Genomic DNA, 19625 nt, shown 5'->3' with positions numbered 1-19625 from the left:
CATTCAGATTGGAATGGCTGCAGATTGCTGAAAAATCGGGTCTGGCAGCAACACATTAGCTAAACGAGCAGGGAACACGGTCAGAAGAGGAAAGCGTCCCGCACCAAGGATGGTGCGGGCCGAGCATGCCATGGATGGCAGCTTTCGCGTCTTTCCGATCTGACCGTGTTCCCTGTGACTGCACGGTCTAAAAGCGGCTTTTTGACAGAGCAGCAAATCAGGCGCGGGCAGCGCGCCAGTACTCAATCAGTCGCAGATAGTTGCCTTTAACCGTCTCAATCAGCGCCTGATCGTCCAGCTCCCCCTGTAACCACTGGCGGGAAGGCTGACCAAAGATAGTGCGGCCTACCGCAAAACCTTTCACCCAGGGCGCTTTGGCCGCCGCGGCGAAGCCCGCTTTAAGCTTCTCTTCGGGCGCATCCAGACCGAGTAACAGAATGCCGCGACAGTGGGGATCCTGCTGCTCAATCAGACCGCTGATCGCCTGCCAGCTTTCCGCCGACAGCGGTGGCAGTTTCCACCAGTCAGGCTGGATGCCCAGACTGTAGAAATGGCTCAACATATCAAAGTAATACGTTTCATTCTTATCCGGATTGTTGTCAGGCAGAATCACTTCCAGCAGCAGCTCATGACCGCTTTTGTTACAGCCGTTCCAGACGTCGAGCACCAGCTCATCCTGCTCTTTACGCAGTTCAGCACTGTCATGCGGATGATAGAAGACCAGACATTTCACCACGTGTTCGGCAGGCCAGTCGATCAGCTGTGAGCCGATGTTGCCATGTTCCAGGCGCAGCGGACGCGAGCTCGGCAGCTCAATCGGGCGGCCAATCCACCAGTTCTTACCGGTGATGGCGTTCAGCGCCTTCTGACCGTAGGTCGTATCCGCCAGAATCCCGCTTTTATTCTCTAATCCTGCTTCTCTGGCAGCCTGCTGAGCGGCTTCCAGCAGCAGCAGTTTCAGTTCCGGAATGCGGCTTTCGTCCACGCCCGCTTCCTGCGCCATATCCGCCAGTTGTTTGCGGTGGTCAAAGGCGAAGACATTCAGCTCCGGCCACTGCTGCTTGCGGGTAGTCACGCGGTGCAGATGGTTCAGACGGCTGTCGAGATCGGGACGCTTCACCTCTTTGTCGCGACTCAGGAAATCATCCAGCTCCGCTTTGGTTGGCATGGCGGGTGCGCAACCGTGGCGTGACACCACCAGCGCTCCACAGGCGTTGGCGTAACGGCACGCCTGAGTCCAGCCCTCATCATTCAGCCAGCCGCGCAGCAGGCCAGACATAAAGGCATCGCCCGCGCCCAGCACGTTGAGAACCTCGACGCGAACGCCCGTGTGCAGTTCAGTCTGTTCCCAGCTATCCGGGATCTCGCCTTCAAACACCACGCAACCCAACGGACCGCGTTTGCAGACCAGCGTCGCCTGACTCGCCTGACGCACGTTTTTCAACGCGGTCAGGGTGTCGGTGCTGCCACCGGCAATATGAAACTCCTCTTCGGTGCCGACGATCAAATCGAAATAGTGCACCACTTCCTGTAACTGCTGCGTGACCTGTGACGACTCAATAAAACGCGTTTCACCGTCGCCCAGAGAGGTCAGTCCCCACAACACCGGGCGGTAATCGATATCCAGCGCCGTGCGCAGGCCGTTGTGGCGGGCAATATCCAGCGCTTTCAGCACCGCTTCGCGGGTCTGAGGATGGGATAAGTGGGTGCCGGTAACCGCCACTGCGCGCGCAGAGGTAATAAAGGCTTCATCGATATCGTCCGGAACCAGACCCATATCGGCGCAGTTATCGCGGTAGAAAATCAGCGGAAAAGTCTCTTCATCTTTGATGCCGAGGATCACCAGTCCGGTCAGACGCTGCGGATCGGTGATTAGCGCATCGGTGTTACAGCCTACGCGCTGCAACTCTTCACGCAGAAAGCGACCATTATGCTCATCTCCCACCCGCGCCAGCATCGCCGATTTCAGCCCCTGAATCGCGGTGCCATAGGCGACATTGCCCGACGAGCCGCCCAGATATTTAGCAAACGAGGTGACATCTTCCAGTCGCGCCCCGATTTGCTGGCCATAAAAATCAACGGCGATGCGCCCGATACAAATCACATCAAGCGGTTTCTGTTGTGTACTCATACCTGTGGTTTCCTTCTGTGATTAGCAGCGCTGGCGGGCGTAAAGACCGACACCAGTTACGCTCTGCTTCCGGGTCTGTAGGTGTCTGACTGGCTATGAGGGGAGTATGAGGAATAAAAATTCCATATTCAATACGAAATGAAATATCCATCGCAATTTTGTGAACCAGGTAAAACTCCTGATTGCCGCCCGCCTGAGCGAACTCTGCCAGCGTGATGTGCGGTATGTCAGGGTTGTGAAGGGGATCGCAGGAATCCGCACGCCAGTCAGGCAAGCTGCTGCATTGAAATGAATTTTTTCATCAGGCACCACTCTCTGTTAAACGTTCCAGATTTCCCCACTGTAATCGCCCGCCAGACCTGTTGCCGTCATTAAATTTGATCTCACTCGCAAAATGAAATGTTTCTTCTGTAATCGTGTTTTATGAAAAATATATTTGTTTATAATCGCCTCACGTTTCAGTTATTCAGGTCGCCTTTTCCGCCGATGACAACGCCTGGCGTGCTGTCGCGGAAGTCGGGGTCCACCAGCATGTAAGGAAGAATATGGGCACTATCAGACTGACCACGGCACAGGCGCTGGTTAAATTTCTTGATAATCAATTCATTGATGTCGATGGCGTTGAGACGAAGTTCGTAAAAGGCATCTTCGCCATTTTCGGACATGGCAACGTGCTGGGGCTGGGCCAGGCGCTGGAACAGGATAGCGGCGATCTGGTGGTCTACCAGGGCCGTAATGAGCAGGGCATGGCTCATGCAGCCACCGGCTTTGCGCGCCAGTCGCTGCGCCGCCAGATTATCGCCTGCAGTTCGTCTGTGGGGCCTGGTGCGGCCAATATGATCACCGCCGCAGCGACCGCGACCGCCAACCGCATTCCTCTGCTGCTGCTGCCAGGCGACGTCTTCGCCACCCGTCAGCCCGATCCGGTGCTGCAACAGATTGAGCAGAGCTACGATCTCAGCATCAGCACCAACGATGCCTTCCGCGCCGTCAGCAAATACTGGGATCGCGTCAGCCGCCCGGAACAGCTGATGTCCGCCTGTATCAACGCCATGCGTGTACTGACCGATCCGGCAGAAACCGGCGCGGTCACGCTGTCGCTGCCGCAGGATGTGCAGGGCGAAGCCTGGGATTACCCGGACTACTTCTTCCAGAAACGGGTGCACCGTCTGGATCGCCGCCTGCCGGTGGCGGCGCAGCTGGCAGATGCCCTGACGCTGATTAACCGTAAGCGCAAGCCGATGATTATCTGCGGCGGCGGAGTGAAATACTCCGAAGCGGGCGAGGCGCTGCGCCAGTTTGCCGAGCGCTATCAGATTCCCTTTGCGGAGACGCAGGCGGGCAAAGGCACGCTGGTCTCTGACCATCCGCTGAATGTCGGCGGCGTGGGCGAAACCGGCTGTCTGGCGGCTAACCTGCTGGCGAAAGAGGCCGATTTAGTGATCGGCATCGGCACCCGCTACACCGACTTCACCACCGCGTCGAAATGGATTTTCCAGCATCCCGATGTCAGCTTCCTGAACATCAACGTCAGTAACTTCGACAGCTACAAGCTCGATGGCGTGCAGCTGCTGGCCGATGCCCGCGAAGGGCTGACCGCGCTCACCGCCGGGCTGGCCTCGCAGCACTACAGCAACGACTGGGGCAATCAGATTGAGCAGGCGCAGAGCCAGCTGCTGAAAGAGACGCAGCGCGTCTACCAGGTGGAATATCACGATGGCGACTTTGTGCCGGAGATTGCGGATCATCTCGACCGCGAAGCGGTGTTCGCTGAGTTTAACCGCCTGACCCAGTCGCTACTGACGCAAAGCAGCGTGCTCGGCACCTTAAATGAGCAACTGCCGAAAGACGCAGTGGTTGTAGCAGCGGCGGGCAGTCTGCCGGGCGACCTGCAGCGCGTCTGGCGCACCAAAGATTACAACGCCTACCACGTTGAATATGGCTACTCCTGCATGGGTTATGAAGTGAATGCCGCGCTGGGTGTGAAGCTGGCGCAGCCGCAGCGCGAGGTCTATGCGCTGGTCGGTGATGGCTCCTTTATGATGCTGCATTCAGAGCTGGTCACCTCGATTCAGGAAGGGGCGAAGATCAACGTAGTGCTGCTGGATAACATGACCAACGGCTGCATCAATAACCTGCAGATGGAACACGGCATGGACAGCTTTACCACCGAGTTCCGGTTCCGTAATGCGGAAGGCGGCAAGCTGGACGGCGGCTTTATCCCGGTCGATTTTGCCGCTATCGCCGCCGGTTATGGCTGTAAAACCTATCGTGTGACCACGCTGGAGCAGCTCAAAGCGGCGCTGGAAGATGCCCGTACCCAGACGGTTTCCACCCTTATCGACATCAAAGTGCTGCCAAAAACCATGATCCACAAATATTTCAGCTGGTGGCACGTCGGCGTGGCGCAGGCCTCGAAGACCGAACGTTCTCAGGCGGTGGCGGACAAGCTCAACAGCCATCTGGATCAGGCACGAAAATATTAATTTCAGGGCCGTGCCGCGGCCCGTTTTGCTCTTCTCCGTACGAACCCTACACAGGTGTAATTATGACTTTGAAACTTGGCGTCATCGGTACAGGTGCAATTGGTCAGGAACATATTCGCCGCTGCAGCCATGTGCTGCAGGGTGCACAGGTGGTTGCCGTCTCTGACATTAATGTCGAAGGCGCGCGTGCCGCACTGCAACGCCTGAATATTGAGGCGGAGGTATTCGAAAATGGACACGACGTGATTCAGTCTCCGAATGTTGATGCGGTGCTGGTCACCTCATGGGATCCGACCCATGAAGAGTTCACCTTAGCGGCGATTGCCGCCGGTAAACCGGTGTTCTGTGAAAAGCCGCTGGCGATGAGCGCCGAGGGCTGCCGCCGGGTCGTGGATGCAGAGATTCAGGCGGGTAAACGCCTGGTGCAGGTCGGCTTTATGCGTCCTTACGATGCGGGCTACCGTGCACTGAAAAAAGTGATCACCGATGGCGATATCGGTGAGCCGCTGATGCTGCACTGTGCGCACCGCAACCCGACCGTGCCGGAGAACTACACCACGCCGATGGCGATCACCAACACCCTGATCCACGAGCTGGATGTGCTGCGCTGGCTGACAAACGATGACTATAAAACGGTGCAGGTAGTCTTCCCGCGCGTCACCTCGAAGTCACACAGTCAGCTGAAAGATCCGCAGATCGTGCTGTTTGAAACCCAGAAAGGGGTTCGCATTGACGTCGAGATCTTCGTTAACTGCGCTTACGGCTATGACATCCAGTGTGAAGTGGTGGGTGAAGAGGGGATTGCCCGCTTGCCAGAGCCCTCTTCGGTGCAGCTGCGCAAAGAGGCCCGCCTCTCGAACACCATTCTGGTGGACTGGAAAGATCGCTTTATCGAGGCGTATGACGTTGAGCTGCAGGCGTTTATCAACGACATCAAAGCGGGCCAGTTGACCGGTCCTTCTGCCTGGGATGGCTTTGCCGCCTCAGTCGCCGCCGATGCCTGCATTAAAGCGCAGAACAGTGGTGCGATTGAGCCGGTAGAGATGCCGCCGCGTCCTGCTTTCTATAACTGATTTAGCTGTCTATGCGGCATGGCCGCTCTCCGCCTGGGAATAAGATAATGAACAAAGAGAATGTAAAACTGGCGATCGCCCCGATCGGCTGGACCAACGATGACATGCCGGATCTCGGCAGTGAGAATACCTTCCAGCAAACCGTCAGTGAGATGGCGCTGGCTGGCTTTACCGGCAGCGAAGTAGGCAGCAAATATCCTCGCGATCCGGCGATCCTGAAACCGATGCTCGACATTCGCGGCATCGAAATCTGTAACGCCTGGTTCAGCACCTTTTTCGCCAACGGCGACAAACAGAAAACCATCGAACAGTTCATCGAGCATATGAACTTCCTGCATGCGATGGGCGCGCGGGTGATTGGCTGTTCTGAACAGAGTAAAAGTATTCAGGGCACCGGGCTTGCGGTGTTTGAAGAGAAAGCCATTTTCAGCGATGAAGAGTGGCAGTTAACCGCGGAAGGCTACAACGAACTGGCCCGCATCGCGGCGGAGAAGGGGATGCGCGTGACGCTGCATCACCACATGGGCACCGGCATTCAGACCACTGAAGAGATTGACCGGTTTATGGAGATGACCGACGAGCAGGTCGGTTTGCTCTATGACACCGGCCACGTCTACTACTCCGAAGGCTCCCAGCAGAAGATGCTGGCGGTACTGGAGAAATATCTGCCGCGCATCTTCCACGTTCATCTTAAGGATGTGCGTGATGAGGTGGTCGCCGAGGTGCGTGAGAACCATCTTTCGTTCCTGGAAGGAGTGAAAAAGGGCACCTTTACCGTACCGGGCGATGGCGTGATCGACTTCAGACCGGTGTTCAAAATCCTGGATGATTACGGCTATAAAGGCTGGATGGTGGTTGAAGCGGAGCAGGATCCGGCACTGGCCAATCCGTTTGAATATGCGGTGAAAGCGCGGAAATATATTCGCGAGAATGCAGGTTTATAAAAAGCCCTTCTGAACGAAGGCTGGCTTCCCCGTGCAGGGAAGCCAGCCTTTTGTTTTACTTCAGCGTAATGCTTTTCACGATGTTGTCAGCATCGCTCTGCGCCTGCTGCTGATTATCACCTGGCAGCGTAATCTGCAGCGTCACCAGTTTGCCATCTACTTTCGCCAGAACCACTGAAGACCATGAGGTCTGGTTGTTGGCAGAAATCACCGTATCCAGCTGCTGCGCGGGCTGATCTTTCAGCGTCACAGATTTGTTCGACACCACCTGCAACTGCGGATCGCGGTTACGCTGCTGCTGTTCCATACGCTGCGACAGCACATCCAGACCATCATTGGTCGGGTCACCGGCAATCACAATAATGGCGCGGGCACCGGTTTCATCCGCATAAACGTGCATGTTAGTGGTCTGCGAACCCAGTTTACCGCTTTTATCGGACATGCCTGGTGGCAGCGAGAAGCTCAGTTTGCCATCCATCAGCGTGACGGTTTGCGCCGACTGACTGGCGCTGACGCCGTTGTCATTCGCCGCTTCATCTTTCTTCTGGTCACAGGCCGCTAAGCCGAGTACCAGTAAACCCATTCCTACATATTTCACCAGGTTGCGCATCAGAATCCCTTTTTAAGTTTCCAGTCAGGCATTAATACAACAGGAATCAGGTTGCAAACGCAACCTGATGATTGTCAGAAGATCTTAGCGGATAGTAGTGGAAACCGTATGGGCACTTAGCCGAAATTGACCTGGCGGGCGGTCTGGCGTTCAGCCAGACGTTTCAGCGCCGCGTTGAGCAGCACGCCGTAGGCGGGCAGGAAGAAGACCATGCAGATCAGCACTTTGAAGCTGTAATCCACCAGGGCAATCTCAACCCAGTGCTGCGCCATAAACGCATCGGGGCTTTTATAGAAGGCGATAAAGAAGAAGGCCAGCGTATCGCTGATATTCCCCAGGAACATGGCGCAGCCCGGCGCAATCCACCACTGTGGCAGGCGACGCAGACGGTTGAACACGTGAACGTCGAGGATCTGACCCAGCGCGTAAGCCATAAAGCTGGCGCAGGCGATACGGGCAACAAACAGATTCATCACTTCCAGTGCCTGCCAGCCCTGCCATTCACCCTGATAGAACAGCGCCGAGACGCTGTAAGAGATAAACAGCGCCGGGATCATCACGGCCAGAATAATGCGTCGGGCCAGCGGTGCGCCAAAAATACGCACGGTGAGGTCGGTCGCCAGGAAGATAAACGGGAAGCTGAATGCACCCCAGGTGGTGTGGAAGCCAAACACTGAAATAGGCAACTGAACCAGATAGTTACTCGAAGTGATCACCAGCAGGTGAAACAGCGATAACCAGAAAAGCGCATGCATGCGCTGACGCGAAGAAAATGCGAGCATATTCAACCTTTTTAATGTTGGGGTGAGGGAACCCATTGCGGGACGCCGTTCGGGCAGCGCCTGGCAGTTTTATGAGCAAAAAGCGGCGGCATCTTACCGCGTTGTGCTTTTTATGCAATGGTTAATTTTAGCGCAATCGTTATCGCCTTGCTTCACCGCCAGCACGCGCTAGAATGAGCGCCCCTTACCTGAACCGAGTTGATTATGAGCGATGCTTTTTCCTCTGCCGACCATCAGCTGGATGCCCGTGGCCTGCGTTGCCCGGAGCCGGTGATGATGGTGCGCAAAACCGTACGCAGCCTGCAGGATGGCGAGACGTTGCTGATCATCGCCGATGATCCGGCCACCACGCGTGATATTCCCGGCTTCTGCCGCTTTATGGAACATGGCTTGCTGGCGCAGCAAACCGACACGCTGCCCTATCAGTTTCTGATCCGCAAAGGCATGGCGGGTTAACGACAGCCGTACAGGCCGCCGTTAACCTCACTCTTCAGATCAGAAGCCGCCTGCTCAGGCGCGGCGACGCAGTAACCGCAGCGCGTTGGCGGTGACCAGCGCGGTCGCACCCGAATCCGCCAGCACCGCCAGCCAGAGTCCGGTCAGACCCAGCAGGGTTGTAACCAGGAAAATCGCCTTCAGCCCCAGCGCAATACCGATATTCTGGCGGATGATACGCCGTGTCCGGCGTGCCAGCGCAATCATCGGAGCCAGATTGCTGAGCTGATTACGCGTCAGGGCAGCATCGGCCGCTTCCAGCGCCACATCGGTGCCGCTGCCCATCGCAATGCCCAGCGTTGCCGCTTTCATTGCTGGCGCGTCGTTAATGCCATCCCCGACCATCGCCAGCGGCTGTTGCTGACTCAGTTCACGGATCGCCGCGACTTTATCGGCGGGCAGCAGACTGGCGCGATAATCAATATCCAGCTGGCGGGCAATGGTCGCCGCAGCGCGCGGATTGTCGCCGGTCAGCATCAGGCTCTCAATACCCAGCTTTTTCAGCGCCTTTAACGCCTCAACGGCGTCGTCGCGCAACTGATCGCGCAGAGCCAGCGCACCCAGCGCTTCGCCATCGCGCATCAGCACCACCAGAGTTTCACCTTCAGCTTCCTGTTGCGCTATCTGCGCATTTTGCTGCGGCGTCAGACCGGGCGCATGGCCGGGCGTCAGCAGCTGAATCTGCTGGCCAGCGACTTTCGCGCTGATGCCGCGTCCCGCCTGCACCTGCTGATCCTGCGCGTCAGGAATCACCAGATCACGCGCCTGCGCGGCCGCCACGATAGCGCTGGCCAGCGGATGGGTGGCCCCCTGTTCCGCAGCGGCGCTCAGCGCCAGCATCTCTGACTCGCTGGCCGTGCCAAAGCGCAGGATCTGCGTCAGCTGTGGCTTGCCCAGCGTCAGGGTACCGGTTTTATCAAACGCCATTCTGCGCACCGAACTCAGCCGCTCCAGCGCCGCACCGCCTTTGATCAGTGCGCCCTGTCGCGCCGCCGCAGCCAGCCCGGAGGTAATGGCGGCAGGCGTGGAGATCACCAGTGCACAGGGGCAGCCAATCAACAACAGTGTCAGCCCTTTGTAGATCCACGGCTGCCAGTCGCCTGCGCCGAGCAGTGGCGGCACCACCATCACCAGCAGCGAGAGCAGCATGACCAGCGGCGTGTAAATACGGCTGAACTGGTCGATAAAGCGTTCGACCGGCGCACGATGCGTTTCCGCTTCTTCAATCAGCTGCAGGATACGGTCGATCGCGCTTTCACCCGGCTTCGACACCACTTCCAGCATCACCAGGCGATCAACGCTGGTAGCACCGGCGAGGATTTTTTCGCCGCTGGCCCGCGTTACCGGCAGTGATTCACCGGTTAGCGCGCTCTCATCGAAACTGGCAAGCGGGCTGATTAAGCTGCCATCGACCGGCAAGCGGCTGCCCGCCGCGACTTCAATCACATCGCCGGGTTGCAGCGCTGCGAGCGGTACCTCAGTACGTTTGCCCTGTTCAAGGCGGATCGCCGATTCAGGCCGCAACGCCATCAGGCTGGTAACACCGCTGCGCGCCCTGGAAGCGGCATAGCTTTCCAGCTGTTCGCCCAGCTGAAACAGCACCAGCACCATCGCGGCTTCAGCGTGTGCGCCAATAATCAGTGCGCCAGCTGACGCCAGCGTCATCAATGTCTCAATAGTAAAAGGCGATCCGCTGCGCAGACGCTGCCAGGCGCCGCGCGCCACCGGGACCAGGCCGACCAGCGTGGTCAGCACAAACAGCCGATCGCCCCAGGCGGGTGCGAACTGGCTGAGAATGCTACTGGCAAGCACCAGCAGCGCCAGCAAAATCAGCATCCGGTTATGCTGCCAGCCCGGCGTAGCGGGGGATGTGGCCAACGTGGCTGATGGGGTTGCGAGCTGGAAGCCGGCTTTTTTCACCGCCTGTTCAACGGCGTTTTGTACATCCTGGTCAGCATTGACTACCAGTTTCTCGCTGCTGAATAAGACACGGGCGTCGGTCACGCCACTTACCTGACGGACAGCGGTTTCAATGGTGCGAGCACACGACGGGCAATCCATCCCGCTGACCTGCCAGCTAAAGGGATAACTGTCGGCACCTCGCCGGTCGCTTTCCTCAGCGGTGTCGGCGTCGTTGCCAGGGCTGCAGTGACTGTCACAGCAACAGCCTGCCGTCTCGGCAGGTACAGGCGTCGCGGCATGAATAGAAAGGGAGAGGGGGCGGGCCTGGCGAACCTGGCACAGCGGTTTTGCTGCGGCGTGACTGGCACGGGGTTTGCCGCAGCCACAGGCGTGATGTTGATGCATATGACCTCCAGAGTGTAAGAATAGTGGGATGAGCAACGCAGCCCATCCTTTATCCTACACTCTGGAGTGAACTCCAGAGTCAAGGCTATTTTTTCAGACGACCCATAACGAGCGCACGATCATAAAGTGACCGGCGAAGTAGCAGGCGGCGACAATCGCGCTGTCGGCGGTAAAGCGGCGGCGATAGTGTGAGATAAACCAGACGGCGTTTGCCAGCAGCAGCAGACCGGCACCAACCATGATCGAGAAGCTGTAATCGGTCGGGCGGAAGAAGTACTGCTCGGTCGCTATCCAGGTCATCACCAGCGTCATGCCGATAAAGGTGCAGACAGGCCAGCGCAGATCTTCCAGTCGGCTCCAGATGATGCCAATCAGGGCGGCACCGATGATGAGCAGCGTCAGCGGAATTGGCCAGAAGAAGGTCATGGTCATGCTGGCGGCGAAGCAGAGGGTATAAAGCAGGTGCGACAGGAAGAAAGCCCCGATGGCATAGAGCATCTGCTGACGTGGCAGCAGCGTTAACGCATCACCGACCAGCGTCGCGACCAGACCGGCCAGAATCAGGTAGTCCGTAGTCTGCAGCACCGGTGCCTGCCAGGCCAGCCCGACAAGCAGCAGCAGCGTGACCGGCTTAAATAACCAGCGTTGCCATTGCGGGCCGCGATAGGTGGCGTCGACATAGAGCCAGCCGGAGAAAAGTACAGCGAGGAAAGACCAGAGCATTGTTTCTCCCTTTTTTGTTCAAAATGGTGAAAGATCCCAAAATATCCCTTCCAGTTTAGGTTAAGCCTCTGAGATGTGACAATCAGGCAACTCTGGTTGTATGCTTTGCCGCCTGATTAATCATCCTGCAGGCACAAGAACGCTATGAGCAAACCGCCGCTAATCTTTATCATCGTTCTGGCGATTATCGCCGTGCTGGCGACCCGTCAGTTCATTAAGCAACGCCGGGAAGTGGCGGTGAATAACGCTTCACCCGAGCGTTCTCTGCAGGTTGAGGTCAAAACCAAACGTGAATTTCCTGCACCCAATCGCCGTTCACGGCAGCGGGAAGTGATCGCCGGGGAAGAGATGCGCTACGAGGTGCTGTTTCACCCGCTGAACGGTGCCAGCGACATCAAAGTGCAGCTTAAAGAGGCGGAATATCATCAGCTGGACAAGGGCGCCAGAGGCGAGCTGAAGATGCAGGGCACGCGCTTTATCAGCTTCACACCCCGGCAGTAACCGGCGGGCATTGCACCCGCCCGGGATTATTTCTTGCGTGGGAAGTTTTTCTTCTGCCAGGCGACCAGTTCGAACACCCCGAACAGAAACACTTTGGCCTGGGTGACGCGGTCAATCGGCGGCGCATCTTTGGTCTGCGTGGTGCGCAGTAACACCAGCTGCAGACCATGCATCAGGATCATGAAAATCAGCGCAACGTTGATAAAATAAGTCAGCGGTTTCGGGTAGGGATGAACCAGGTTAGCCAGCAGAAATCCCCACACGCATAGCATCAACAGACGCCCCAAATTAAGTAACATCCTGCGTCTCCTGTTGACGTTGATACAAACGATAAGCCACTTGTCCGGCTATTTTCTCGCGATAAAGATCCCACTCTGGCGGCACCGGCGGTGCGCCATTTTCCACTTCACTTTCGACGTAAATCAGCGCCTGATCGGCCAGCCAGTGATTCTGCTCCAGCAGCTGTAACGTCTGTTCCAGCAATCCCTGGCGAAACGGCGGATCGATAAACACCACATCGAACGGTTCACCTGGCTGTGCCAGCCAGTTTAACGCATTGGTCTGAATCACGGTGCCATTACTGGCGCGCAACGTCTGCAGATTTTTTGTCAGCTGCTGCGCCACCGGCCGTTCCAGCTCGAGCAGCGTCGCCGATCCCGCGTAACGCGACAGGGCTTCCAGTCCTAATGCGCCGCTACCGGCAAAGCAGTCGAGGCAGCGCGCCTCTGGCAGCACCGGGGCCAGCCAGTTAAACAGCGTCTCACGTACCCGATCGGTAGTCGGGCGCAGTCCGGCGCTGTCCGGCACCGGTAACTTGCGTCCGCGCCACTGGCCGCCAATGATGCGAATCTGCCCGGCACCGCCTGTACTGCGGGGGTTTTTATTCATCTTGCTCACAACTCGTCATAATTTGTTGCGTAGTTTAACGGGCGAATCGGTGAGAAGAAACGTTAAAAAAGGGTGCTGTGGTGAGCTGGCTGGAAAGTGTTAGACTACTGAGTTGCTGAAGTCATGCATTATTCTGCGGTTTACGCCGGTCTGGCGCTGACCAACTTTCATTGATTTACCCCTGGAAACCACGCGCGACCGGGACAAAGCCATCGAGGAGTGTCGTCACACAATGGCAAAAGAGAAAAAACGTGGCTTTTTTTCCTGGCTGGGATTTGGCAAAGAGGAAGAGAAACAACCTGTCGCGGAGGAGCAGACACAAGAGGTCGCAGAACCCGCAGAGCAGCAGGCAGAACAGGACGCCCCGGCATTAAGCCAGGCTGAAGCGCAAGCGGAAGAGACTGTCGTTATCACCGAAACGGTGGCCGGGCAGCAGCGTGAGGCGGAAGTCACCGCGGCAGCGCCGCACGAGTCAGCACCCATGGTGCTGGATGAAGCTGCGCCGATTGAGGCCGATCCTGAAGCGCTACTGGAAATCGCCGCACCTGAACATGACGCGACGCCGGTTATTGACGCCGACGACGTGGTAAAACCAGCCGTTGATGCGGAACCCGCCGATGCGCCGTTAAGCGAAGAAGAGCTGACCGCGCTGGCGCTGGATGACGCCGGGATCGTTGAAACCCCGCACAGCGAAGCCGAAGCGCCGTTAAGCGATGAAGCGCTGACGCCGGACGAGGCTGCGATCGTTGAAACATCGGACAGCGAAGCGGAAGCACCGCTCACCGAGGAAGAGCTGACCGCACTGGCACTGGGCGAAGCCGAAGTCACCGACGCGGAACCGGCAGAGACATTATCCGATACCGTCAGCGATCTCCCGCTGGCCGCCGCGCCACTCATCGTGCAGGAGCAGGAGCGTCCCAGCAAAGAGGGCTTCTTTGCCCGCCTGAAGCGCAGCCTGGTGAAAACCCGTCAGAACCTCGGTTCCGGTTTTATCAGCCTGTTCCGTGGCAAAAAGATTGATGATGAGCTGTTTGACGAGCTGGAAGAGCAACTGCTGATTGCGGATGTGGGTGTGGATACCACTCGCCGCATCATCACGCATCTGACCCAGCAGGCAAACCGCAAGCAACTGCGTGACGCGGAAGCGCTCTTCGGCCTGCTGAAAGCGGAGATGGCCTCGATTCTGGCGAAAGTGGACGCGCCACTGGACGTCTCAGGCAAAACGCCGTTTGTGATCCTGATGGTTGGCGTCAATGGTGTAGGTAAAACCACCACCATCGGTAAACTGGCGCGCCAGTATCAGGCTGAAGGCAAATCCGTGATGTTAGCGGCTGGTGATACCTTCCGCGCCGCGGCTGTTGAGCAGCTGCAGGTGTGGGGCCAGCGCAATAACATTCCGGTGATTGCTCAGCACACCGGTGCAGATTCCGCTTCGGTGATCTTCGATGCTATTCAGGCCGCGAAATCGCGTGGCGTTGACGTGCTGATTGCCGATACCGCGGGTCGTCTGCAGAACAAATCGCATCTGATGGAAGAGTTGAAAAAAATCACCCGCGTGATGAAGAAACTGGATGATTCAGCGCCACACGAAGTGATGCTGACGCTGGATGCCAGCACCGGACAGAATGCGGTCAGCCAGGCCCGACTGTTTAATGAGGCCGTTGGCGTGACCGGGATTGCGCTCACCAAGCTGGATGGCACCGCCAAAGGCGGCGTGATCTTCTCGGTGGCCGATCAGTTCGGTATTCCGATTCGCTACATTGGTGTCGGTGAAGGCATTGAAGATTTACGGCCGTTTAAGGCGGAAGATTTTATTGAGGCACTGTTTGCCCGAGAGGACTAATTAGGATGATTCGCTTTGAAGAGGTCAGTAAGGCATATCTCGGCGGACGTCAGGCGCTGCAGGGGGTAGATTTCCGTCTGCGTCCCGGCGAAATGGCGTTTCTGACCGGCCACTCCGGTGCCGGTAAAAGTACCTTGCTGAAGCTGATTTGTGGCATTGAGCGCCCGAGTGCCGGAAAAATCTGGTTCAGCGGCCATGACATTTCCCGCCTGCGTAACAGCGAGGTGCCTTTCCTGCGTCGTCAGATCGGCATGATTTTCCAGGATCACCACCTGCTGATGGATCGTTCGGTTTATGAAAATGTGGCGATCCCGCTGATTATCTCCGGTGCCAGCGGCGAAGACATTCGTCGTCGCGTTTCGGCAGCACTGGATAAAGTGGGTCTGCTCGACAAAGCGAAAAGTTATCCGATTCAGCTTTCTGGCGGTGAACAGCAGCGTGTGGGCATCGCCCGTGCGGTGGTGAACAAGCCAGCCGTGCTGCTGGCCGATGAACCGACCGGTAACCTTGACGACGCGCTGTCAGAAGATATTCTGCGCCTGTTCGAAGAGTTTAACCGCGTCGGCGTCACCGTCCTGATGGCGACGCATGACAGCGGTCTTATCGCCCGACGCAACTACCGGATGATGACGCTGAATCAGGGACGTCTGCACGGAGGCCACGATGGTCAATAAACGCATTAAACGTCCGGCTGCGCCGAAAGCGAAGCAGCAGTCGAAGAGCAAAGCGCTGAAAGGCGGCTGGCAGGAGCAGTGGCGCTATGCGCTGCGCGGTACGCTTTCTGATATGTGGCGTCAGCCGCTGGCAACCCTGCTGACGGTGATGGTCATCGCCATTTCACTGACGCTGCCCAGCGTCTGCTACATGGTATGGAAAAACGTCAGCCAGGCGGCAACGCAGTGGTATCCGGCGCCGCAGTTAACCGTTTATCTCTCCAAAACGCTGGATGACACGGCGGCAGAAAACGTGGTGGCGCAGCTCAAGCAGGTCGAAGGCGTGGATAACGTCAACTACCTGACGCGGGAAGAGGCGCTGAACGAGTTCCGCAACTGGTCAGGCTTTGGCGGCGCAATGGATATGCTGGAGCAGAATCCGCTGCCTGCGGTGGCCATCATCACGCCTAAGCTCAATTTCCAGAACTCAGACACCATGCAAAGCCTGCGCGATCGGGTAACTAAAGTGCAGGGCGTGGATGAAGTGCGGATGGATGATAGCTGGTTTGCGCGGCTGGCGGCGCTGACCGGGCTGGTGGGGCAGATCGCCTCAATGATTGGCGTGCTGATGATCGTGGCAGTGTTCCTGGTGATCGGTAACAGCGTCCGGCTCAGCATCTTTGCCCGACGCGACACCATTAACGTGCAGAAGCTGATTGGTGCCACTGACGGCTTTATCCTGCGTCCATTCCTCTATGGCGGGGCGCTGCTGGGCTTCAGCGGGGCGGTGCTGTCGCTGCTGCTGTCGGAAGTGCTGGTGCTGCGTCTGCAGTCCGTTGTTGCCAGCGTGGCGACGGTATTTGGTACCACCTTCTCGCTGGAAGGCTTCTCCTGGGATGAGGCGCTGCTGCTGTTACTGATTGCGGCAATCATCGGCTGGGTGGCTGCGTGGCTGGCAACGGTACAACATTTACGTCGATTTACGCCGCAGTAAACGCCTGCAACATTTTTTTGTTATAATGGTCCTCTGCTACCGATGGTGGGTGCAGAGGATATTTCCCCTCTTCCCTTCCTGTCATCTGTGTGTAAAATATTCACCGCTATAATTGAACTTGTGGATAACTTTACCACTCTAAGTAGCACAGATTGCTTTCGGATTTCGCGCGACGTTAACGTAATGTATCGTCTGCGCAGGGAAATGTGCGGCAATTCCACTAAATTTGTGAGGGTTTGAATGACCAAAGAAATGCAAACTTTAGCTATTGCTCCTCTTGGCAACCTGGAGTCTTACGTCCGGGCTGCGAATACCTGGCCGATGCTCTCGGCAGAAGAGGAAAAAGCGTTGGCTGAACGGCTGCATTACCAGGGCGATCTGGATGCGGCAAAGACGCTGATCCTGTCTCACCTACGCTTTGTAGTTCATATCGCTCGTAATTACTCCGGCTACGGTCTGCCACAGGCTGACCTGGTCCAGGAAGGCAATATCGGCCTGATGAAAGCGGTACGTCGCTTCAACCCAGAAGTGGGCGTGCGTCTGGTTTCGTTTGCCGTGCACTGGATTAAAGCGGAGATTCACGAATACGTGCTGCGTAACTGGCGTATCGTGAAAGTCGCGACCACCAAAGCACAGCGTAAGCTGTTCTTTAACCTGCGTAAAACCAAGCAGCGTCTGGGCTGGTTCAATCAGGACGAAGTCGAGATGGTTGCGCGTGAGCTGGGCGTAAGCAGCAAAGATGTGCGTGAAATGGAATCGCGTATGGCCGCGCAGGATATGACCTTTGATATGTCTGCCGACGACGAGAGCAGCGAAGGCCGCTCTATGGCACCCGTGCTTTATCTTCAGGATAAAACCTCTGACTTTGCTGACGGCATTGAAGAGGATAACTGGGATGCGCACGCGGCTGACAAGCTGAGCTATGCGATGGAAGGTCTGGATGAGCGTAGTCAGCACATCATTCGCGCCCGCTGGCTGGACGAAGACAATAAAACCACGCTGCAGGAGCTGGCCGATCAGTACGGCGTGTCAGCCGAACGTGTCCGGCAGCTGGAAAAGAACGCCATGAAGAAACTGCGTATGGCGATCGAAGCGTAACGCACTTCGACATCTTAAGGGGCGACTTTATGTCGCCCTTTTTGTTTTTCTGCGCCTGACTATTCTACCGCCATTATCCAGCCGTCACTCTGCGCCCTGAAGCCACACGCCTGCATAAAGGCTGCCCGCACCTGCTGATCGTCACTGCCATCATCGGCAATCCACCAGTCCGCTATCGACCCATTCTGCCTGATCGTCTCCTCCAGTAAATATTGTCCCACCCCGCGTCGGCGCGTGACATCGCGCACCGACAGCCGGTGAATTTTGCCGTGGATCCCGGCGATTTCCAGCTGCAAACCCGCCAGTAGCCGGTCGTTAAAACGGGCAGCATAGAGACGATGGCGCTCATCCAGCTGCTGCTCCAGTTGTTCAATCTCCAGATCCGGCCAGACTTTGCCAAGATCGATGCGGTCCTGCGCGGTCAGCGTGGTTAAACGCTGGATAGTGAGCTTCATAACAAAAACCTCTGTAACAGGGGAAAGTGCAGCGAAAATGTACAACCAGAGTGCTACCACATTTTCATCAATAAAACAGGTCAAAAGATGGTCGGGATGCCAGGATGATAGTTGTAAACAGGGAGAGCGTGCGATCAATCCAGCATAACGCGCTGGCAAAGCGGTGAAAAACCGGCCGTTGCCTCCAGTGTATTATGCTGTTTCACTCAGTCAATTCTGAATATGTCAGTTGATTTACAGAAGAAACTTCCTGTTTAATAACCTGAAAAATAAAGCCTTATTAATAAAAAATGTCAGAAAAATACGCTAACTCATTCATGCTTAATCAGTTTTCGACTTTATCTGACAGCACAAACACTCACAACATACACGACAAAACAAATGGGGTAGTCAGGATGAAAATGAAAGGTCGCGCATTACTGGCGGGATGTGTAGCACTGGCGATGAGCCATGCGGCGCTGGCTGAAGATATCAAAGTGGCGATTGTCGGCGCAATGTCTGGCCCGGTGGCGCAGTACGGCGACATGCAGTTCGCCGGTGCGACTCAGGCGATTGAAGATATCAACGCCAAAGGCGGTGTTAACGGCAACAAACTGGTTGCGGTGAAATATGACGACGCCTGTGACCCGAAACAGGCGGTTGCGGTAGCGAACAAGGTGATTAACGACGGCATCCGCTACGTGATCGGCCATCTCTGCTCTTCATCCACCCAGCCCGCTTCTGACATCTATGAAGATGAAGGCGTGCTGATGATTACCCCGGCGGCGACCGCCCCTGACCTGACTTCCCGCGGCTATAAACTGATTATGCGCACCACCGGTCTCGACTCCGATCAGGGGCCGACCGCCGCGAAATATGTGATGAGCGAGCTTAAACCGCAGCGCATCGCCGTGGTGCATGATAAACAGCAGTATGGCGAAGGCCTGGCGCGCTCCGTACAGGAGAGCCTGAAAAAGCAGGGCGCCAATATCGTGATGTTTGAAGGTATCACCGCTGGCGATAAAGATTTCTCTACGCTGGTCGCGCGCTTCAAGAAAGAGAACGTCGATTTCGTCTATTTCGGCGGTTACTACCCGGAAATGGGCCAGATCGTGCGTCAGGCACGTGCTGCGGGCCTGAAAACCCAGTTTATGGGACCGGAAGGCGTGGGTAACGCCTCGCTGTCGAACATCGCCGGTGCCGCTTCTGAAGGCATGCTGGTGACCCTGCCAAAACGTTACGATCAGGTTGAAACCAACAAACCGATCGTTGAAGCGCTGAAAGCGAAGAAACTGGATCCGACCGGACCGTTCGTCTGGACCACCTATGCCGCACTGCAGTCACTGGCAACCGGCATGGAGCGCAGCAAGAGCGCTGAGCCGGACGCTATCGTGAAAAACCTCAAGGAAGGTGCGGCGGTGCCAACCGTCATGGGCAACCTGAACTGGGATGAGAAGGGTGACCTTAAGGGCTTTGAATTCGGCGTCTTTAAATGGCATGCCGATGGCACCTCGACCGCAGTGAAGTAAACCAGGCTGTTTTGTGGTGAGCGGGAGGCCGGTTAACCGGTTTCCCCTGACCAGCGACACGAACGCCTGGTGCTGGTCTGCCAGGCGTTTTTTGTACCCCGATCGCCCATGATCGGTTAAGTAAGGGTCAAGGT

General features: G+C 56.7%; 18 protein-coding genes. 10 read left to right on the top strand and 8 right to left on the bottom strand.

Annotation, left to right across the window (positions count from 1 at the left end):
- Positions 1-217: 217 nt before the first annotated feature.
- On the bottom strand, positions 218-2131 hold the full coding sequence (iolC, locus tag NR195_RS19190) for a 5-dehydro-2-deoxygluconokinase (RefSeq protein ID WP_256844822.1): 1914 nt from the start codon (positions 2129-2131) through the stop codon (positions 218-220).
- A gap of 545 nt (positions 2132-2676) precedes the next feature.
- On the opposite strand from iolC, the gene iolD reads away from it, so the two are divergent.
- From iolD to iolE, 3 genes are all read left to right on the top strand, one after another.
- Entirely contained in the window at positions 2677-4617 is a 1941-nt protein-coding gene (iolD, locus tag NR195_RS19185; protein ID WP_010253337.1) for a 3D-(3,5/4)-trihydroxycyclohexane-1,2-dione acylhydrolase (decyclizing), read from the top strand.
- A gap of 62 nt (positions 4618-4679) precedes the next feature.
- Positions 4680-5690 carry a Gfo/Idh/MocA family protein gene (locus NR195_RS19180; protein WP_033780961.1) on the top strand — a complete coding sequence of 337 codons (1011 nt, stop codon included), beginning with the start codon at positions 4680-4682 and terminating at the stop codon, positions 5688-5690.
- A gap of 47 nt (positions 5691-5737) precedes the next feature.
- Positions 5738-6634 (top strand): myo-inosose-2 dehydratase, encoded by an 897-nt coding sequence (gene iolE, locus NR195_RS19175; protein ID WP_010253335.1) that lies wholly within the window; start codon positions 5738-5740, stop codon positions 6632-6634.
- A gap of 55 nt (positions 6635-6689) precedes the next feature.
- Here the strand turns inward: iolE and NR195_RS19170 are convergent, their stop codons facing one another.
- On the bottom strand, positions 6690-7244 hold the full coding sequence (locus tag NR195_RS19170) for a DcrB family lipoprotein (RefSeq protein WP_010253333.1): 555 nt from the start codon (positions 7242-7244) through the stop codon (positions 6690-6692).
- 116 nt (positions 7245-7360) lie between these two features.
- Entirely contained in the window at positions 7361-8026 is a 666-nt protein-coding gene (locus NR195_RS19165; protein ID WP_010253331.1) for a 7-cyano-7-deazaguanine/7-aminomethyl-7-deazaguanine transporter, read from the bottom strand.
- A gap of 204 nt (positions 8027-8230) precedes the next feature.
- On the opposite strand from NR195_RS19165, the gene tusA reads away from it, so the two are divergent.
- Positions 8231-8482, top strand: a complete 252-nt coding sequence (gene tusA, locus NR195_RS19160) for a sulfurtransferase TusA (protein WP_010253330.1) — start codon at positions 8231-8233, stop codon at positions 8480-8482.
- A gap of 54 nt (positions 8483-8536) precedes the next feature.
- On the opposite strand, the gene NR195_RS19155 is transcribed toward tusA, so the two are convergent.
- Both NR195_RS19155 and NR195_RS19150 read right to left on the bottom strand, forming a co-directional pair.
- Positions 8537-10828 (bottom strand): zinc/cadmium/mercury/lead-transporting ATPase, encoded by a 2292-nt coding sequence (locus NR195_RS19155; RefSeq protein WP_061901965.1) that lies wholly within the window; start codon positions 10826-10828, stop codon positions 8537-8539.
- Between the two features lie 93 nt (positions 10829-10921).
- Positions 10922-11551 (bottom strand): lysoplasmalogenase, encoded by a 630-nt coding sequence (locus NR195_RS19150; RefSeq protein ID WP_010253326.1) that lies wholly within the window; start codon positions 11549-11551, stop codon positions 10922-10924.
- A gap of 144 nt (positions 11552-11695) precedes the next feature.
- Between NR195_RS19150 and NR195_RS19145 the strand changes: the two genes are divergently transcribed.
- Positions 11696-12052 carry a DUF2500 domain-containing protein gene (locus tag NR195_RS19145; protein ID WP_060681232.1) on the top strand — a complete coding sequence of 119 codons (357 nt, stop codon included), beginning with the start codon at positions 11696-11698 and terminating at the stop codon, positions 12050-12052.
- Between the two features lie 26 nt (positions 12053-12078).
- On the opposite strand, the gene NR195_RS19140 is transcribed toward NR195_RS19145, so the two are convergent.
- Together NR195_RS19140 and rsmD are read right to left on the bottom strand one after the other, a co-directional pair.
- Entirely contained in the window at positions 12079-12351 is a 273-nt protein-coding gene (locus tag NR195_RS19140) for a DUF1145 family protein (RefSeq protein WP_003852192.1), read from the bottom strand.
- Positions 12341-12940, bottom strand: a complete 600-nt coding sequence (gene rsmD, locus NR195_RS19135) for a 16S rRNA (guanine(966)-N(2))-methyltransferase (protein ID WP_010671526.1) — start codon at positions 12938-12940, stop codon at positions 12341-12343. Before rsmD ends, NR195_RS19140 begins: the two co-directional genes overlap by 11 nt.
- Positions 12941-13172: 232 nt before the next feature.
- On the opposite strand from rsmD, the gene ftsY reads away from it, so the two are divergent.
- From ftsY to rpoH, 4 genes are all read left to right on the top strand, one after another.
- A complete protein-coding gene (gene ftsY / locus NR195_RS19130; protein WP_256844821.1) occupies positions 13173-14783 on the top strand; it encodes a signal recognition particle-docking protein FtsY in 1611 nt (536 codons plus the stop codon).
- Positions 14784-14788: 5 nt separating this feature from the next.
- Entirely contained in the window at positions 14789-15457 is a 669-nt protein-coding gene (ftsE, locus tag NR195_RS19125; protein ID WP_010253318.1) for a cell division ATP-binding protein FtsE, read from the top strand.
- Positions 15447-16430: a permease-like cell division protein FtsX gene (gene ftsX / locus NR195_RS19120; RefSeq protein WP_010253316.1), complete on the top strand. Its 984-nt coding sequence runs from the start codon at positions 15447-15449 to the stop codon at positions 16428-16430. The genes ftsE and ftsX overlap by 11 nt, the downstream gene beginning before the upstream one ends.
- Positions 16431-16670: 240 nt before the next feature.
- Complete coding sequence (gene rpoH / locus NR195_RS19115; protein WP_010253314.1) at positions 16671-17528, top strand: RNA polymerase sigma factor RpoH; 858 nt, start codon at positions 16671-16673, stop codon at positions 17526-17528.
- Between the two features lie 59 nt (positions 17529-17587).
- Here the strand turns inward: rpoH and panM are convergent, their stop codons facing one another.
- Entirely contained in the window at positions 17588-17983 is a 396-nt protein-coding gene (gene panM / locus NR195_RS19110) for an aspartate 1-decarboxylase autocleavage activator PanM (protein ID WP_033759053.1), read from the bottom strand.
- Between the two features lie 395 nt (positions 17984-18378).
- Here panM and NR195_RS19105 point away from each other — a divergent pair, with 395 nt between their 5' ends.
- Complete coding sequence (locus NR195_RS19105) at positions 18379-19491, top strand: branched-chain amino acid ABC transporter substrate-binding protein (RefSeq protein ID WP_010253311.1); 1113 nt, start codon at positions 18379-18381, stop codon at positions 19489-19491.
- The last annotated feature ends 134 nt before the right edge of the window (positions 19492-19625 follow it).

The organism is Pantoea sp. Ft-CA_14 (assembly GCF_024520875.1).
GTDB classification, from domain to species: Bacteria; Pseudomonadota; Gammaproteobacteria; order Enterobacterales; family Enterobacteriaceae; genus Pantoea; species Pantoea agglomerans.
The sequence above is the reverse complement of the archived record's forward strand: the minus strand, read 5'-3'. Positions and strand labels throughout refer to the sequence as shown.

Excerpts from the sequence above, each read along its gene's own strand:
- ftsX (WP_010253316.1), top strand. The coding sequence starts at position 15,447 with ATGGTCAATAAACGCATTAAACGTCCGGCTGCGCCGAAAGCGAAGCAG.
- NR195_RS19180 (WP_033780961.1), top strand. The coding sequence starts at position 4,680 with ATGACTTTGAAACTTGGCGTCATCGGTACAGGTGCAATTGGTCAGGAA.
- iolD (WP_010253337.1), top strand. The coding sequence starts at position 2,677 with ATGGGCACTATCAGACTGACCACGGCACAGGCGCTGGTTAAATTTCTT.
- NR195_RS19105 (WP_010253311.1), top strand. The coding sequence starts at position 18,379 with ATGAAAATGAAAGGTCGCGCATTACTGGCGGGATGTGTAGCACTGGCG.
- NR195_RS19165 (WP_010253331.1), bottom strand. The coding sequence starts at position 8,026 with ATGCTCGCATTTTCTTCGCGTCAGCGCATGCATGCGCTTTTCTGGTTA.
- panM (WP_033759053.1), bottom strand. The coding sequence starts at position 17,983 with ATGAAGCTCACTATCCAGCGTTTAACCACGCTGACCGCGCAGGACCGC.
- NR195_RS19150 (WP_010253326.1), bottom strand. The coding sequence starts at position 11,551 with ATGCTCTGGTCTTTCCTCGCTGTACTTTTCTCCGGCTGGCTCTATGTC.
- NR195_RS19145 (WP_060681232.1), top strand. The coding sequence starts at position 11,696 with ATGAGCAAACCGCCGCTAATCTTTATCATCGTTCTGGCGATTATCGCC.
- NR195_RS19155 (WP_061901965.1), bottom strand. The coding sequence starts at position 10,828 with ATGCATCAACATCACGCCTGTGGCTGCGGCAAACCCCGTGCCAGTCAC.
- tusA (WP_010253330.1), top strand. The coding sequence starts at position 8,231 with ATGAGCGATGCTTTTTCCTCTGCCGACCATCAGCTGGATGCCCGTGGC.
- rpoH (WP_010253314.1), top strand. The coding sequence starts at position 16,671 with ATGACCAAAGAAATGCAAACTTTAGCTATTGCTCCTCTTGGCAACCTG.
- NR195_RS19170 (WP_010253333.1), bottom strand. The coding sequence starts at position 7,244 with ATGCGCAACCTGGTGAAATATGTAGGAATGGGTTTACTGGTACTCGGC.
- iolE (WP_010253335.1), top strand. The coding sequence starts at position 5,738 with ATGAACAAAGAGAATGTAAAACTGGCGATCGCCCCGATCGGCTGGACC.
- iolC (WP_256844822.1), bottom strand. The coding sequence starts at position 2,131 with ATGAGTACACAACAGAAACCGCTTGATGTGATTTGTATCGGGCGCATC.
- rsmD (WP_010671526.1), bottom strand. The coding sequence starts at position 12,940 with ATGAATAAAAACCCCCGCAGTACAGGCGGTGCCGGGCAGATTCGCATC.
- ftsY (WP_256844821.1), top strand. The coding sequence starts at position 13,173 with ATGGCAAAAGAGAAAAAACGTGGCTTTTTTTCCTGGCTGGGATTTGGC.
- ftsE (WP_010253318.1), top strand. The coding sequence starts at position 14,789 with ATGATTCGCTTTGAAGAGGTCAGTAAGGCATATCTCGGCGGACGTCAG.
- NR195_RS19140 (WP_003852192.1), bottom strand. The coding sequence starts at position 12,351 with ATGTTACTTAATTTGGGGCGTCTGTTGATGCTATGCGTGTGGGGATTT.